Consider the following 14,577-nt stretch of genomic DNA (forward strand, 5'->3'; position numbering starts at 1 on the left):
GGGCACCCATCGAAGCTTTGCTTCGATGGGACCCGGTGTGGCGGCTGCGCGCCAAAACAAAGACATACCAGCGGCCGCACCGGCCTCTCAGGAGTCGAAATCAGCGGCCGCTGGTATGAGAGGGCCGGCCGGATGGCCGGGCCTGTCAGCGCCCCGCCCCGGGCGTCCAGGTCACGTCGCGCGCGCCGTTGCCGTTGCAGCGGCGGGCGAGGACGAAGAGGTGGTCCGAGAGGCGGTTGAGGTAGCGCAGCGCCTCGGGGTTCACCTCCTCCTCGGCCGCCAGCGCCACCACCAGCCGCTCCGCCCGGCGCGCCACGGTGCGCGCGAGATGCGCGTGCGCCGCCCCCGGGCTGCCGCCGGGCAGCACGAAGCTGCGCAGCGGAGGGATGGGGGCGTTCATCGCCGCCACCTCCTGCTCCAGCCGCGCCACCTGGGCGGGGCTGACCCTGAGCCGCCCCTCGCCGGCCCCCGGCACGCAGAGATCGGCGCCGAGGTCGAACAGGTCGTTCTGGATGCGGCCGATCATCGCCTCGGCCTCCGCATCCCCCTCCAGATGCAGGCGCAGCAGGCCGAGCACGGCGTTGAGCTCGTCCACCGTGCCATAGGCCTCGACGCGCAGTGCGTCCTTGCGCACCCGGCTGCCGTCGCCGAGCGAGGTCTCGCCGGCGTCCCCGCCGCGGGTGGTGATGACGTCGAGGCGAACCATGGGCGGAACTCTCCGGCGGAAGGGCTGATGGGGCGGGATATGGGGCGCGTCACTGCAGGCGGAACTGCACCGCCGCCTGCACCGTGGCGAGGGTGGGCTGGCCCTCGATGCGGGCGGGGCGGAAGCGCCATTCCTGCGCCGCCCGCCGCGCCGCCTCGTCGAGCATGGGAAAGCCGGAGGAGCGCGCGACGCGCGCCGTGATCACGCGCCCATCCGTGCCGATGGCGAGTTCCAGCACCACCACCCCCTGCTCGCCGCGCGCGCGGGCCATCTCGGGATAGGCGGGGGCGGCGCAGGGATAGCGCTCATCGGGCTCGGGCGGGGCGGTGGCGCCGATCGCGCGGCCCTGCCCGGCCTCGCCCGCGCCGGGCGCGTCGGCGGCGGGGGCCCCCGGGCCGGGCGGGGCCGGCGCGGGGGCGGGGCGCGCGCTGGCCTGCGGCCGGGGGGCGGGGCGCGCGGGGCGGGCGGGTTCGGCCCGGGCCGGGTCGCGCCGGAGCGGTTCGGGGCGGGGGGGCTCGGGGGGCGCCGCCTCCATCCGCGGGGGCTCGGGGGGCGGGGATTCGGCCGAGGGGAGCGCGGGCGGGGGCGGCGGAGGCGGCGCTTCCGCCAGCGGCCCAAGGGGAAGCGGCGGCGGGGATCCCAGCGGCGCGGGCGGGGGCGATGTCGGGGGCGGCGGGTTCTCGGGCGCGGCGGCCGAGGGCGCGGGCGGCGGCGCGGGCGGCGGCGCCAGCGCGGCCAGCGCGGGCGGTTCCGGCGGCGTCCCGGGCAGGGGTGGCTCGGGCGGGGCCTCGGGCGCGGCGGGTGCGGCGGCCTCCTCCGCCCCGCCCCCCTCCCCCACCGCCTCGGGCGAGTCGGGATCCCACAGAAGCTCCACCCCCTGCTCTGGCCCGGCCTCCCGGCGCAGCGAGGCCGGCGGGAGAAGCAGCGCCGCCGCCAGCGCCCCGTGCAGCAGAAGCGAGGCGAGGCCGCCCCAGCCCGCCCCCTCCTCCGGCCGCCGGGGCGCCCAGCGGAGGGGGAGGATCACAGCACCACCACCCCGCGGTGCTTGGCCTTGCCCTCGGGCTCGACATGGATGGTGATCACCGCCTCGCCCAGCTCGGCCTTCAGCGCGGCCTCGATGCGGTCGCAGATGTCGTGCGCCTCGGTCACGCGCATCCCGCCGGGGACGACCAGGTGGAACTCGATGAAGGTGAAGCGCCCCGCCTGGCGCGAGCGGATGTCATGCGCCTCGATCGCGCCTTCCGCCTCCCGGCCCACGATGCGGCGGATGCGCGCGAGCATCTCGGGCGCGAGCGCCTCGTCCATCAGCCCGCCCACGCTCTCGCGCACCAGCCGCGCCCCGCTGAAGACGATGTTGCCCGCCGTCAGCGCCGCCAGCAGCGGATCGAGCCACCACAGCCCGGTGGCGAGGGCGAGCGCCACACCGACCAGAACGCCCACCGAGGTCACCACGTCCGAGAGCAGGTGCCGCGCATCGGCCAGCAGGGCGGGCGAGCGCAGCCGCCGCCCGCGGCGGAAGAGGATGGCGCACCAGGCGCCGTTGATCAGCGTGGCCCCCAGCACCACCGCCGCCGCGGCGGGCGGGAGCTCGGGCAGGCGGGGGTTCTGCAGGCTCTGCCAGCACTCGTGCAGGATGATGAAGGCGGCGACCAGGATCAGCGCCCCCTCCAGCACCGCCGAGAAATACTCGGCCTTGTGGTGGCCGTAGGGATGGTTCGCGTCCGCCGGCAGGGCCGCGTAGCGCACGGCCAGAAGGGCGGCCCCGGCCGCGGCCACGTTCACCACGCTCTCCAGCGCATCCGCGAAGAGGGCGACGCTGCCCGTCATCCACCAGGCCGCGGTCTTGAAGCCGAGCACGGCGAGGGCGACGGCGACGCTGCCGGCGGCGAGGGTCTCGGCGCGGTGCAAGGGATCTCCAGGGCGCGGGTTGCGGGGGCGGACCCTAGCCAAACCCGGCCGGGCCGGAAAGCGCGCGCCCTGCCACGCAAGCGTCACGGCATTGCAGCCCTGCGGCAATGACGGGGGCCTATGCCGCGCCGCGATGCGACCCCCCGATTCGGGCCTCCATGTCGAGGAGGCCGCCGTCACCCTGGGCGGCAACCCCATCCTGCGCGGCGTCTCGCTCAGCGTGGCGCCCGGCGAGTTCGTGGCGCTGCTCGGCCCCTCGGGCTGCGGCAAGACGACGCTGATGCGCGTGGTGGCCGGGCTGCAGCCCCCCGCCTCGGGCCGGGTGACGATCAACGGCCGCGACGTGACCCGCGCCCACCCCGCCGAGCGCGACGTGGCCATGGTGTTCCAGAACTACGCGCTCTACCCGCATCTGACGGTGCGGCAGAACATCGCCGTGCCGCTGGCCATGCGGCGGCTGAACGGCTGGCAGCGCGCGCCGCTGCTGGGCGGGCTGTTCTCGCGCGCCGCGCGGGCAGAGATCGCGCGCGACGTGGCCGCCATCGCCGAGCCGCTGGGCCTTGCGCATCTGCTGGACCGCAAGCCCGCGCAGCTCTCGGGCGGGCAGCGGCAGCGCGTGGCGCTGGCCCGCGCCGTGGTGCGCCGCCCGGCGGTGTTCCTGCTGGACGAGCCGCTCTCCAACCTCGACGCCGCGCTGCGCGTCTCCACCCGGCGCGAGATCGTGGAAATCCATCGCCGCGCCGGGGCGGCCAGCGTCTATGTGACGCACGACCAGGCCGAGGCGCTGACCATGGCCGACCGGATCGCGGTGATGCAGGCGGGCGAAATCCTCCAGCTCGGCACGCCCGAGGCGATCTACCGCGACCCGGCCGATCTGCGCGTCGCCACCTTCATCGGCAGCCCGCGCATCAACCTGCTGCCGGCCGCTGTGGGCGAGGACGGGGTGCTGCTGCTGGACGGCGCGGCCCTGCCGCTCACGAGCCCCGCGCGCGGGGCGGTGACGCTGGGCGTGCGGCCGGAGGACTGGCGCATCGCGCCAGCGGGCCTTCCCGCCCGCGTCGCGCATGTCGAGTTCCTGGGCGACCATGAGCTGATCCACCTCGAGGCCGGCGGGGCGGAGATCGTGATGCGCGCCGAGCCCGAGCTGCGCGTGGCGCGCGGCGAGGCGCTGCACCTCGCCTTCGACCCCGCCCGCGCGCTGCTCTTCGGCGCGGATGGGCGGCGGCTGCCGATGGCGCAGCGCGAGGCCGCGCATGTCTGAGGCCGCGCTCTCGGGCGCGCTGCCGCACCGGCGGAGGCTCGGCGAGGCGCTCGGCGGCTGGCTTCTCTCGCTGCCCGCCGCCCTCTCCTTCCTGCTGCTGCTTCTGCTGCCCACCCTGGCCGCGGTGGCCATGGCCTTCACCGATTTCGAGCTGGGCCTCTGGCCGCCGGCCTGGATCGGCCTCGAGAATTTCGAGGAGATGTGGGCGGATCGCGGCTTCCGGCAGTCCTTCCGCAACACGGTGGTCTATGTGGGGCTGGTGGCGCCGGCCTCGGTGCTGCTCGGCCTCGGCCTCGCGCTGCTGATCGAGGCGGGCGCGCGCGGGCGCGCCTTCTTCCGCGCCGTGTTCTTCCTGCCCGTCGTCTCCCTCACGGTCGCGATGGCGGCGGCCTGGCAGTATCTGCTGCACCCCACCATCGGGCCGCTGAACGCGGCGCTGCGGGTGCTGGGCGTCGCTTCGCCGCCGGCCTGGCTCTCCTCCTCCGACTGGGTGCTGCTCTCGCTCGCCTCCATCGGGGTGTGGGAGCAGGCGGGCTTCAACATGGTGCTGTTCATGGCGGGGCTGACGGCCATCCCGCGCGAGCTGCGCGAGGCGGCGAGCGTGGACGGCGTGCACTCCGCCTTCGCGCGCTTCCGCCTCGTCACCTGGCCGCTGCTCGGGCCCACCACCCTCTTCGTCGTCACCATCACGCTGATCCGCAGCGTGCGCGTCTTCGACACGGTGGCGGTGCTCACGCGCGGCGGGCCGAACAAGGCCTCGGAGGTGCTGCTCTACACCATGTACACGGAGGGCTTCACCTTCCTGCGCCTCGGCTATTCCGCGGCCATCACCCTCGTCTTCCTCGTCATCGTGCTGGCCCTGATGCTGGTGCAGACGCGGCTTCTCGACCGGCGGGTGCATTATGGCTGACCGCTGGCGGCTGCCGCTGCTCGCCCTGCTCGGGCTCGCGATGCTCGCGCCCTACATCTGGATGGTCTCGGCGAGCCTCAAGGCGACCGACGAGCTGTTCCGCGCGAGCCTCTCCCTGCTGCCGGAGACGGGCACGGCCTGGATGGAGAACTACGGCCGCGTCTGGCGCGAGGTGCCGGTGGCGCAATACCTGCTGAACGGCGTCATCGTCTGCGGGGGCATCCTCGCCTTCCAGCTCCTGTTCGCCGTGCCCGCGGGCTATGCGCTGGCCAAGCTGCGCTTCCCGGGGCGCGAGTGGGTGTTCGGCGCGGTGATGCTGGGGCTGCTCGTGCCGCCGCATGTGCCGGCGCTGCCGCTCTACGTCGCCTTCTCGCAGCTCGGCTGGCTGAACAGCTACGCGGCGCTCATCATCCCCTCCACCATCAGCGTCTTCGCCATCTTCCTCTTCCGGCAGTTCTTCAAGTCGCTGCCCGACGAGCTGATCCAGGCCGCGCGGCTGGACGGCATGGGCGAGGGCGCGATCGTCTGGCGCGTCGCACTCCCCAACGCCTGGCCGGCGGCCACCGCCTTCGCGATCTTCTCCGTCGTCGCGCACTGGAACGACCTGTTCTGGCCGCTGATCGTGCTCACGGGCACGGACTACGCGACACCCGCGCTCGGCGTGCTGCACTTCCGCACCGAGGAGGCAGGCGATGATTTCGCCGCGCTGATGGCCGCCTGCACGATCATGACGGCCCCGCTCGTCCTCGCCTTCCTGTTCGCCCAGCGGCGCTTCGTCGAGGGCATCGCCACCACCGGCCTCAAGGGATGAAGGAGATCGCCATGCTCGACCGTCGCGGCCTCGGCGCGGCCACCGCCCTCTCGCTCTTCACGCCGCATGTGCTGCGCGCGCAGCGCGGCGTGGAGATCGCGGTGCATGTGCCCCAGCCCGTGATCTTCCGCGCGAGCTTCGAGGCCATCGCCGCCGCCTTCGCCGCCCGCGAGCCGGAAATCCGGATCAACTGGATCACCACGCCGAACTACGAGGAGGGGCTGCAGCTCCTGCTGCGCCAGGCGGCGACGAACAACCTCGCGGTGGATGTCTCCTACCAGGGCTTCAACCGGCTGCGCCTGCTGGCCGAGCGCGGCATCGCGCAGGATCTGCTGCCCTTCCTCCAGCGCGAGGGCGACCCGGCGGCGCAGGGCTACACGCCGCAGCTCCTCGCGCTCGCGCATTTCGGCGGCATCCAGGCGGGGCTCGCCTATGCCGCCTCCAACCCCATCACCTTCCTCAACGCCGATCTCGTGCGCCGCGCGGGCGGCGACCCGGCGGCCCTGCCGCGCGACTGGGACGGGATCATCGCGCTCGCGAGCCGCATCCGCGCCCTCGGCGTGGACGGGATGTTCTACAACCTCGGCAACGAGGACTGGATGTTCTCGGCGCTGCTCTTCGGCCATGGCGGGCGCATGCTCTCCGAGGACGAGCGCGAGGTGACGGTGAACGGCCCCGAAGGCCTCGCCGCGCTGCGCCTGCTCGAGCGCTTCGTGCGCGAGGCGCGCATGCCCCTGCTCACGGGCGACGCAGCGACCCAGGCCTTCGCCGCCGGGCGGCTCGGCCTCATCTACCGCTCCACCGCCTTCCTGCGCGGCATGATCCAGCAGGTGGGCCGCAATTTCGAGATGCAGACCGCGCCCATGCCGGTGATGGACCCGGTGCGCGGCCGCCTGCCCACCGGCGGTGCGGCGGGCACGCTCATCGCGCGCGACCCCGCCCGGCGCGAGGCGGCGTGGAAGTTCCTGCGCTTCTCCACCAGCCCCGAGGGCACCACGCTGATGGTGCAGAACACCGGCTATGTGCCGATGAACCAGATCGCGATCGAGGATCCGCGCTGGCTCGGCGCGTTCTACCGCGACAACCCGCTCTTCCGCGCCGCGACCGAGCAGGTGCACCTGATGATCCCCTGGACGCCCTTCCCGGGCCCCAACTCCGTGCGGATCACCCAGGCGGTGGTGGACAACGTGATGCGCGTCGTCGAGCAGCGCGCCACCCCGGAGGTCGCGCTCGCCGACATGGCGGCCGAGATGCGCCGCCTTCTGCCGCGCGGCCGCGGCTGACCGAGCTTTCCGGCAAGGAGACCCCGAACATGCTCACCCGACGTTCCCTCCCCCTGATCGGCGGCGCGCTGGCGCTGCCCGGCCTCGCCCGCGCCCAGGGCGCGGTGGAGATCACGGTGCACTACGCCCAGCCGGTGATCTTCAAGGAGAGCTACGACGCGCTGGCCGCCGCCTTCGCGCGCCGCGAGCCGAACATCCGCATCAACTGGATCACCACGCCGAACTACGAGGAGGGCATGCAGCTCATCCTCCGCCAGGCGGCGACGAACCTCACGGTGGATCTGAGCTACCAGGGCTTCAACCGGCTGCGCCTCTTCGCCGAGCGCGGCATCGCGCAGGACGTGATGCCGCTGCTCCGCGCCGAGGGCGACCCGGCGGCGATGGGCTACTCGCCGAACATCCTCGCGCTGGCCCATTTCGGCGGCTTCCAGTCGGGCCTCGCCTACGCCGCCTCCAACCCGATCATGTACTACAACGCCGATCTCGTGCGCCGCGCCGGCGGCAACCCGGACGCGATGCCCACGAGCTGGGACGGCGTCTTCGAGCTCAGCCGCCGCATCAAGGCGCTGGGCGGCGGCACCGAAGGCTTCTGGTACGCCTGGCCGGGCGATGACTGGATGTTCTCCGCCCTGCTCTTCGGCCATGGCGGGCGGATGCTGACGGAGGACGAGCGCGATGTGGCCTTCGCCGGGCCCGAGGGGCTCGGCGCGCTGCGCCTGCTCGACCGCATGGTGAAGGAGGGCGGCATGCCCAACCTCGCGCGCGACGCCGCGCAGCAGGCCTTCGCCGCGGGCCGGCTCGGCATGTTCTTCTGGACCACGGCGGCGCTGCGCGGGACCATGCAGCAGGTGGGCCGCAACTTCGAGCTGCGCACCACCGTGATGCCGGTGATCGACCCCGTGCGCGGCCGCCTGCCCACCGGGGGGGCGGCGGGCATGCTCATCGCGCGCGACCCCGCGAAGCGCGAGGCGGCGTGGAAGTTCCTGCGCTTCTCCACCAGCGCCGAGGGCACCACGCTCATGGTGCAGAACACGGGCTATGTGCCGACCAACCAGCTCGCCATCGACGATCCGCGCTGGCTCGGCGAGTTCTACCGCCAGAACCCGCTCTTCCAGGCGGCGACGCGCCAGGCGAACATCATGATCCCCTGGTATGCCTTCCCCGGCGCGAACTCGGTGCGCGTGACCCAGACCATGGTGGACCAGCAGGCCCGCATCGTGGAGCAGCGCGCCACGCCGGAGCAGGTGCTGGCCGACATGGCCGCCGAGGTGCGCCGCCTGCTGCCGCGCCCGCGCGGCTGAGGCCGCCCCGCCGGGCGCGCGCGCCGCGCCCGGCGGCCCCTCCCCTGCCCCTGCGCGCCCTTTCCTGCGAGACTGCCCGCATGCCCGTCCGCATCGCCCAGCTCAGCGACGCCCATCTCTCGCCGCGCTTCCCGCGCTTCGAGGGCAATTTCGACCTGGTGGCCGAGGCGGTGCGCGCCGCGCGGCCCGATCTGCTCATCGCCACCGGCGACCTCTCGCTCGACGGCGCGGAGGACGAGGAGGATCTGCGCCACGCCGCCGCCCGCCATGCGGAACTCGGCGCGGAATGGCGCGCCCTGCCCGGCAACCACGACATCGGCGACGAGCCGGTGCTGGGCGGCCGCCAGCCGGTGACCGCCGAGCGGCTCGCGCGCTGGCGGCGCGTCTTCGGCGGCCATGCCTGGGTGCATGACCTCCCGGGCTGGCGGCTGATCGGCCTCGACACCCAATCCCTCACCGCGCCCGAGGCCGAGGCGCAATGGGCGCTGCTGGAGGAGGCGGTGGCCACCGCCGGGGCGCGCCGCCTCGCCCTGTTCCAGCACAAGCCGATGACCGAGCAGCGGCTGGACGATGCGGCGGTGACCTACTGGCCCGTGCTGCCCGCGCCGCGCGCGCGGCTGCTCGCGCTGTTCGGCGAGCGGCGGCCCGCCTTCGTCGCCTCCGGCCACATCCACCAGCATCGCGTGCACCGCACCGACGGGCTGCTGCAGCTCTGGGCGCCGGCGACCGGCTTCATCGTGGGCGACGCCTGGCAGAAGCCGCTGGGCAGCAAGCTGCTGGGCTGGATGGAGCATGTGCTGCACGAGGACGGCACGGCCGAGCACCACCTGCGCCTGGTGGACGGCCTCGCGCTGCACGACATCGGGTTGATCCCGGAGGCCTACGGCCCGCTGCGCCCGCTGGCGTGAGCGCAGGAGCCGGTCGGCGGCGCTGTCGCTACCCCTCGGGCAGGCTGTGCTCGCCCTCGCCCAGCGCGCGCTGCATGGTCACCACGTCGAGCCAGCGGCCGAACTTGAGGCCCACCGCCTTCATCACCCCCACCTGGCGGAAGCCCAGCGCCGCGTGCAGGCCGATGGAGCCGACATTCTCGCTGTCGCCGATCACGGCGATCATCTGGCGCATGCCCGCGGCCTCGGCGCGGGCCAGCAGCGCCTGCACCAGCGCCTTGCCCACGCCCATGCCGCGCACGTCCTCGCGCACATAGATGCTGTCCTCGGCGGTGAAGCGGTAGGCGCTGCGCTCGCGGAAGGGGGCGTAGTAGCCATAGCCCGCCACTCGCCCCTCCTGCTCGGCCACCAGCCAGGCATGGCCCGCGCCCTGCACCTTCGCCATGCGCGCGGCCATCTCGTCCTCGCCGGGCGGAGTCTCCTCGAAGGTGCCGGTGCCGTGCAGCACATGGTGCGCGTAGATGGCGGCGATGGCCGGGATGTCGGCCAGGGTGGCGTCGCGGATGATCATGCCGCCGCCGGCAGGCCGAGCTCGGCCGCGAGCCGCGTGGCGAGGGCGAGCAGCGCGCGGTCCCGCCCCGCGCCGGCGACGAGGGAGAGGCCGACCGGCGCGCCCTCCACCTTGCCCACGGGCAGGCTCACCTCGCAGAGCGAGGCGAGGCCGGCGATGGCGGTCACACCCATGGTGCTCTCGCGCACCGCGTTCTGCTCGGCCTGGCTCGCGCCGAGCTTCGGGGCGGGAATGGGGCTGGTGGGGTAGGCCAGCACCGCGCCGCCGGCCAGCAGCGCGGCCATGCGGCGCTTGAAGACGCGGCGGAAGGCGCGGCCCTGGGCGGCCTTCGCGGGCGGCATGTCGCGCGCCGCGGCGAAGCGCTCGCCCACGCCGGGGCCGAACTGCGGCTGGGTCGCGGCGATCCAGGCGCCGAGCGAGGCCCAGGCCTCCTGCGCCTGCATGCAGCGGAAATGTTCGTAGAGGGCGGGCAGCCCCTCGGGCGCGACATCCACCGGCAGGGCCGGGCCCGTCAGCCGCTCCAGCGCCGCCATCGCCGGGGCCATGGCGGCGGCGGTGGCCGGGCGGGCGTTGATCCAGGCCTCGTTTACCTTCAGCACGGGGCCGAGCGGCGCGTCGCTGGCCTCGGCGGGCAGCAGCACCTCGCCCACGCGCTGCAGCACGGCGGCGCTGCGGGCGAACCAGCCGCAGGTGTCGAAGCTCGGCCCCAGCGGGCAGGCGCCGGCGAGGCTCACCGCCCCCCAGCTCGGCCGGATGCCGAAGACGCCGCAATAGCTGGCCGGGATGCGCACGCTGCCGCCGGTGTCGGAGCCGAGCGCGAAGTCCACCGTGCCGGCGGCCACCGCGGCGGCCGAGCCGCAGGAGGAGCCGCCGGGGAAGCGATCCGGCGCGGCGGGGTTGAGGGGCGTGCCGTGCCAGACATTCTCGCCCGTCAGGCCATAGGCCAGCTCCACCGTCTTGGTCTTGCCCTCGCAGCGCGCCCCCGCCTCCAGCAGCGCGAGCACGGCCGGGGCGGTGGCGGCCGCGACGGGGTGGGTGCGCTCCCAGTCCGGGTTGCCGTAGCTGGTGGGGTGGCCGGCGATGTCGAAAAGATCCTTCACCGCGAAGGTCAGCCCGTCGAGCGCGCCCGCGCCGGTGGGCGGCAGGATCAGGCGCTCGCCGGGGATGAAGGCCTGGGCGGTGTCGGGGGCGGGGGTCAAGGCGGACCTCTCGGGCGTGGGACGGGCGCGCCATGCTATGCGGCGGGGCGCGGCGCGCAAGGCGTGCGGCGCCGGGAAAGGCATACGCCCGGCGGGAGGGATCCCGCCGGGCGCCGCCGTTCACCTGCCGAGGCGATCAGCGCGCGCGCAGGAATTCCGGCACGTGCAGCAGGATCAGCTCGTTGTCGTCGGCGCGGGTGAGGTGCCGGCCCGCCGAGAAGGGCAGGTTGTTGTCGTTGCCGACGATGATGTGGTCGGCATCCACCATCGCCACGTTCTCGATGGTGAAGAAGGGGAAGGTGAACACCGTGTCGTCCGCGCCCGGCGCGCGGTCCCCCCGCTGGCGGGCGATGCGCTCGGGGTCGCGGATGGCCATCAGGTCGATGTGGCCGATCTTGCGCACGAAGCCCTCGGCGTCCACCGCGCCCATGTCCACGAGATAGACGCGCTTGAAGCGCGCGGGCATGGCGAAGCAGGGGGCCTGGTGCGTGCTGGTCTGGCCCTGGGCGCAGGCGCGGGAGGGGTCGCCCTCGCCGTTGTCGCGCTCGATGACCAGGGCGCGGCGGTCGTCGATGAAGTTGAAGTCGCCGATCGCCGTGGCGCCGGGCTCGAGGCGGTAGCGCACCGTGCGGCCCGTCCAGGCCATGCGCGTCACGTCGAACTCCAGCACGCGCAGGAAGGCGCCCTCGGCCTCGGCGCTGTTGGGGGCGAAGAGCGTCTGCTCCATCAGCGCCCAGGCGGTGCGGCCGTCCGGCGTCAGCGCCAGCCCCTCGTAGCCGCCCGAACGGCGCACGCGGAAGCCCAGGCCCTGGGTCGGGTTGGCGGGGATCACGTTGGCGTGATGCTCGGGCGCGCGCAGCACCTGGCCGTCCAGCATCGTCTCGATGACGCGCAGCAGCCGGCCCTCGCCGTCCACGTGCAGCAGATAGGGGCCGAACTCGTCGCCGATCAGGAAGCTGCCGTCGGGCAGCGGCTGGATGCTCTCGATGTCGAAGTCCTGCCCGGTGAGATAGCGGCTGGCCGTCGCTTCCGTCAGGATCGGGAAGGGCGCCACGCGGTTGGGGTCGGAGAGCGCGATGCTGCGCTCCACCGTCACCTGGCCGGTCTGCCAGTTCGGGCGGACACGGAAGAGGTAGAGCAGCGCATCCGCCGAGTTGCGGCGGTTGCCGAAGCCGTTGTCGCTCGTCACCCAGTAGCTGCCGTCGCCGGCGGGCTTGATGCCGGAGAAGCCCTGCACGGGCTGGCCCTGGAAGGGCAGCGAAAGGCCGGTGGGGCGGTCGCCATAGCCGGGCAGGCTCACGCTCGGGCGGCTGCCGGGCTGCTCCACGCGCGCGTTGCCGGGGCCGGTGAAGCGGCCGGAAATGCGGAAATACTCGGGCGCATCGGCCGGCGGCTGGATGAAGGTGCCGGCGGGCAGGATGGCCTGGCCGGCGAGCCGCGCCTCGAAGCGCGTATCGGCGCTGGCGGTCCCGGCGGCGAGGCCGAGCAGCGCGGTGGTGGCGAGCAGAAGACGGCGCATGGAAAGACTCTCCCTTTCCCCAGTCTCGGGGCGGGCGTGCGCCTAGAGCGCCGAGATGACGCGCGAATGACGCCGAAATGAATCTCGTCGGTCAGCCGCCGCGCGAGAGGGAGTTGCGCGGCGCGCCCGAGGCGTCCCAGTTCGCGTCGTCGAGCCAGGCGGCGATGGCCTCGCGCCGGGCGGGCCATTCCTCCTCGAGGATCGAGAACCAGGCCGTGTCCCGCCGCCGCCCCTTCACCACCAGGATGTTGCGCAGCGTGCCCTCATAGGTGAAGCCGAGCCGCGCCGCCGCCCGGCGCGAGGGCGCGTTCAGCGCATGGCATTTCCAGACGAGGCGGCGGTAGCCGAGATCGTCCATCGCATGGCGCATCAGCAGGAACATCGCCTCGGTGGCCGCGCGGGTGCGCTGCATGCGCGGGCTGAACCAGATGTTGCCGATCTCGATGTTGGCGTGGGCGGGGAAGATCTCCATCAGCGAGAGCCAGCCATCCACCGTGCCCGTGCGGTGCGGGCGCACCGCCCAGACCATCGGGTCATGGGTGGTGGCGAAGCCGCCGATGAACTGACCAAGCGCCGCCTCGTCGGCGAAGGGCCCGTAGCCCATGTAGGCGAAGGAGGCGCCCGTGGGGTCGGAGAGGCAGGCGCGCCAGAGATCGGGCACATGGCGCATGTGCAGCGGCTCGAGATCCACGCTGCGGCCGCGGTGCGGCACGCGGGCGGGCAGCGGGCGGGGCGTGGGGTCCACGCGAGGGCCGAGCGGGGGGTCGGTCTCGGGATCGCGGGGCGGGAGGAAATCGGCCATGCGCCCAAGGCTCGCGCGCGGCTTGCGCCCGCGCAAGGCGGGCCGGGGTTGCAACATGTCCACTTGCGCCCGCCGCGTCCGCCCCGCATAGGCGGGCCGTCATGCAAGAGCGCCCGATGACCGAGACCGCCGACGCCGTCCTGACCGCGCCCAAGGGCTACACGCTCGAGGAGGTCACCTGGGTCCATCACTGGACCGACCGGCTCTTCTCCTTCCGCTGCACCCGTGCGCCGGCGCTGCGCTTCACCTCCGGCCAGTTCACCATGATCGGGCTGATGGTGGAGGGAAAGCCGCTGACGCGCGCCTATTCCATGGTCAGCCCCGCCTGGGAGGAGCATCTGGAGTTCCTCTCCATCAAGGTGCCGGACGGGCCGCTCACCTCGCGGCTGCAGCACATCCGGGTGGGCGAGCGGGTGCTGATCGGCCAGAAGCCCGTGGGCACGCTGGTGCCGGAGAACCTGCTGCCCGGGCGCAACCTCTGGCTGCTCGCCACCGGCACGGGGCTCGCGCCCTTCATGTCGCTGATCCGCGACCCCGAGATCTACGACCGCTACGAGCGCGTGGTGCTGGCGCACACGGTGCGGCAGGTGGCCGAGCTCGCCTACCGCGAGCTCATCACCCAGGAGCTGCCGCGCCACGAGCTGCTGGGCGAGATGGTGGCGCAGAAGCTGATCTACCTGCCGGCCGTGACGCGCGAGCCCTTCCCGGTGCAGGGGCGCATCACCACGCGCCTCGAACAGGGCCTCGCCGAGCGCGAGGCCGGGGTGGCGCCCCTCTCGCCCGAGCATGACCGCGCGATGATCTGCGGCAGCGAGGCGATGAACGCCGACTGCAAGGCGCTGCTGGAGGCGCGCGGCTTCGTCGAGGGCAGCAACAGCGCGCCCGGGACCTATGTGCTCGAGAAGGCCTTCGTGACGAAGTAGCCCGCCTGGACAGACTCCCCGCCCGGCGCGACGCTCGGCCCCGGGCGCCTCAGCGCGAGGATCCGGCCGCGGGCGCGGCCGGCGCCGCCCACTCCACAGCGTGGCCGGATCTCCCCGCCGCGCGGCGAAGCCCGGCACGCAGCGCGCGCCCGGCCTCTGAGGGCAGGAAAGCATGATCGTCGAAGAGCGCATCTACACGCTGCACCCGGGCCAGACGGCCTTCTACCTCGCCACCTACGAGGCCGAGGGCATGCCCATCCAGAAGCGCATCCTGGGGCGCATGGTGGGCTACTACACCACCGAGTTCGGCCCGCTGAACCAGGTGATCCACATGTGGGCCTATGAGAGCCTGGCCGAGCGCGCGGAGCGCCGCGCCGCCCTGTTCAAGGACCAGGGCTGGCTCGACTACCTCAAGAAGGTGCGCCCCTGCGTGGCCACGCAGGAGTCGAAGCTGCTCATGCCCGCGCCCTTCCTCACGGTGAAATGGCAGGACTGA

At 73.6% G+C, this 14,577-nt stretch carries 15 protein-coding genes; 8 read left to right on the plus strand and 7 right to left on the minus strand.

Features of this window, described 5'->3' with window-relative positions; all coding sequences use genetic code 11:
• Positions 1-145 precede the first annotated feature (145 nt).
• From H596_RS0107660 to H596_RS0107670, 3 genes are read right to left on the minus strand one after another with little or no spacing between them, the layout of a single operon-like run.
• Positions 146-706, minus strand: a complete 561-nt coding sequence (locus tag H596_RS0107660) for a cob(I)yrinic acid a,c-diamide adenosyltransferase (RefSeq protein WP_027284379.1) — start codon at positions 704-706, stop codon at positions 146-148.
• A 49-nt stretch (positions 707-755) separates the two neighbouring features.
• Positions 756-1,730, minus strand: coding sequence for an energy transducer TonB (locus tag H596_RS24555; protein WP_027284380.1), 975 nt, complete (start codon positions 1,728-1,730; stop codon positions 756-758).
• Complete coding sequence (locus H596_RS0107670; RefSeq protein WP_027284381.1) at positions 1,727-2,614, minus strand: cation diffusion facilitator family transporter; 888 nt, start codon at positions 2,612-2,614, stop codon at positions 1,727-1,729. Before H596_RS0107670 ends, H596_RS24555 begins: the two co-directional genes overlap by 4 nt.
• A 133-nt stretch (positions 2,615-2,747) precedes the next feature.
• Between H596_RS0107670 and H596_RS0107675 the strand changes: the two genes are divergently transcribed.
• The 6 genes from H596_RS0107675 (at position 2,748) to H596_RS0107700 (ending at position 9,088) form a co-directional block, all read left to right on the plus strand.
• Positions 2,748-3,875 carry an ABC transporter ATP-binding protein gene (locus H596_RS0107675; RefSeq protein ID WP_027284382.1) on the plus strand — a complete coding sequence of 376 codons (1,128 nt, stop codon included), beginning with the start codon at positions 2,748-2,750 and terminating at the stop codon, positions 3,873-3,875.
• Positions 3,868-4,785: a carbohydrate ABC transporter permease gene (locus H596_RS0107680; protein WP_027284383.1), complete on the plus strand. Its 918-nt coding sequence runs from the start codon at positions 3,868-3,870 to the stop codon at positions 4,783-4,785. Before H596_RS0107675 ends, H596_RS0107680 begins: the two co-directional genes overlap by 8 nt.
• Positions 4,778-5,596 carry a carbohydrate ABC transporter permease gene (locus H596_RS0107685; RefSeq protein ID WP_027284384.1) on the plus strand — a complete coding sequence of 273 codons (819 nt, stop codon included), beginning with the start codon at positions 4,778-4,780 and terminating at the stop codon, positions 5,594-5,596. Before H596_RS0107680 ends, H596_RS0107685 begins: the two co-directional genes overlap by 8 nt.
• Positions 5,597-5,607: 11 nt before the next feature.
• Positions 5,608-6,879 carry an ABC transporter substrate-binding protein gene (locus H596_RS0107690; RefSeq protein ID WP_245583969.1) on the plus strand — a complete coding sequence of 424 codons (1,272 nt, stop codon included), beginning with the start codon at positions 5,608-5,610 and terminating at the stop codon, positions 6,877-6,879.
• Positions 6,880-6,908: 29 nt separating this feature from the next.
• Positions 6,909-8,180: an ABC transporter substrate-binding protein gene (locus H596_RS0107695; protein WP_037300522.1), complete on the plus strand. Its 1,272-nt coding sequence runs from the start codon at positions 6,909-6,911 to the stop codon at positions 8,178-8,180.
• 80 nt (positions 8,181-8,260) lie between these two features.
• Complete coding sequence (locus tag H596_RS0107700) at positions 8,261-9,088, plus strand: metallophosphoesterase family protein (RefSeq protein ID WP_027284387.1); 828 nt, start codon at positions 8,261-8,263, stop codon at positions 9,086-9,088.
• 28 nt (positions 9,089-9,116) lie between these two features.
• On the opposite strand, the gene H596_RS0107705 is transcribed toward H596_RS0107700, so the two are convergent.
• From H596_RS0107705 to H596_RS0107720, 4 genes are all read right to left on the minus strand, one after another.
• A complete protein-coding gene (locus H596_RS0107705) occupies positions 9,117-9,638 on the minus strand; it encodes a GNAT family N-acetyltransferase (RefSeq protein WP_027284388.1) in 522 nt (173 codons plus the stop codon).
• Positions 9,635-10,837 carry an amidase gene (locus H596_RS0107710; RefSeq protein WP_051212621.1) on the minus strand — a complete coding sequence of 401 codons (1,203 nt, stop codon included), beginning with the start codon at positions 10,835-10,837 and terminating at the stop codon, positions 9,635-9,637. Before H596_RS0107710 ends, H596_RS0107705 begins: the two co-directional genes overlap by 4 nt.
• A gap of 136 nt (positions 10,838-10,973) precedes the next feature.
• Positions 10,974-12,356 carry an esterase-like activity of phytase family protein gene (locus H596_RS0107715; RefSeq protein WP_027284390.1) on the minus strand — a complete coding sequence of 461 codons (1,383 nt, stop codon included), beginning with the start codon at positions 12,354-12,356 and terminating at the stop codon, positions 10,974-10,976.
• Between the two features lie 91 nt (positions 12,357-12,447).
• Complete coding sequence (locus H596_RS0107720; RefSeq protein ID WP_051212623.1) at positions 12,448-13,158, minus strand: GNAT family N-acetyltransferase; 711 nt, start codon at positions 13,156-13,158, stop codon at positions 12,448-12,450.
• 116 nt (positions 13,159-13,274) lie between these two features.
• On the opposite strand from H596_RS0107720, the gene H596_RS0107725 reads away from it, so the two are divergent.
• Positions 13,275-14,081 (plus strand): ferredoxin--NADP reductase, encoded by an 807-nt coding sequence (locus H596_RS0107725; RefSeq protein WP_051212625.1) that lies wholly within the window; start codon positions 13,275-13,277, stop codon positions 14,079-14,081.
• Between the two features lie 172 nt (positions 14,082-14,253).
• Complete coding sequence (locus H596_RS0107730; protein WP_027284393.1) at positions 14,254-14,577, plus strand: NIPSNAP family protein; 324 nt, start codon at positions 14,254-14,256, stop codon at positions 14,575-14,577.

The organism is Rubritepida flocculans DSM 14296 (genome assembly GCF_000425365.1).
Classification (GTDB): domain Bacteria; phylum Pseudomonadota; class Alphaproteobacteria; order Acetobacterales; family Acetobacteraceae; genus Roseococcus; species Roseococcus flocculans.

Coding starts and splice junctions, on each gene's coding strand:
- H596_RS0107675 (WP_027284382.1), top strand. CDS start 2,748: ATGCGACCCCCCGATTCGGGCCTCCATGTCGAGGAGGCCGCCGTCACC.
- H596_RS0107700 (WP_027284387.1), top strand. CDS start 8,261: ATGCCCGTCCGCATCGCCCAGCTCAGCGACGCCCATCTCTCGCCGCGC.
- H596_RS0107695 (WP_037300522.1), top strand. CDS start 6,909: ATGCTCACCCGACGTTCCCTCCCCCTGATCGGCGGCGCGCTGGCGCTG.
- H596_RS0107690 (WP_245583969.1), top strand. CDS start 5,608: ATGCTCGACCGTCGCGGCCTCGGCGCGGCCACCGCCCTCTCGCTCTTC.
- H596_RS0107720 (WP_051212623.1), bottom strand. CDS start 13,158: ATGGCCGATTTCCTCCCGCCCCGCGATCCCGAGACCGACCCCCCGCTC.
- H596_RS0107680 (WP_027284383.1), top strand. CDS start 3,868: ATGTCTGAGGCCGCGCTCTCGGGCGCGCTGCCGCACCGGCGGAGGCTC.
- H596_RS0107730 (WP_027284393.1), top strand. CDS start 14,254: ATGATCGTCGAAGAGCGCATCTACACGCTGCACCCGGGCCAGACGGCC.
- H596_RS0107685 (WP_027284384.1), top strand. CDS start 4,778: ATGGCTGACCGCTGGCGGCTGCCGCTGCTCGCCCTGCTCGGGCTCGCG.
- H596_RS0107705 (WP_027284388.1), bottom strand. CDS start 9,638: ATGATCATCCGCGACGCCACCCTGGCCGACATCCCGGCCATCGCCGCC.
- H596_RS0107660 (WP_027284379.1), bottom strand. CDS start 706: ATGGTTCGCCTCGACGTCATCACCACCCGCGGCGGGGACGCCGGCGAG.
- H596_RS0107715 (WP_027284390.1), bottom strand. CDS start 12,356: ATGCGCCGTCTTCTGCTCGCCACCACCGCGCTGCTCGGCCTCGCCGCC.
- H596_RS0107725 (WP_051212625.1), top strand. CDS start 13,275: ATGACCGAGACCGCCGACGCCGTCCTGACCGCGCCCAAGGGCTACACG.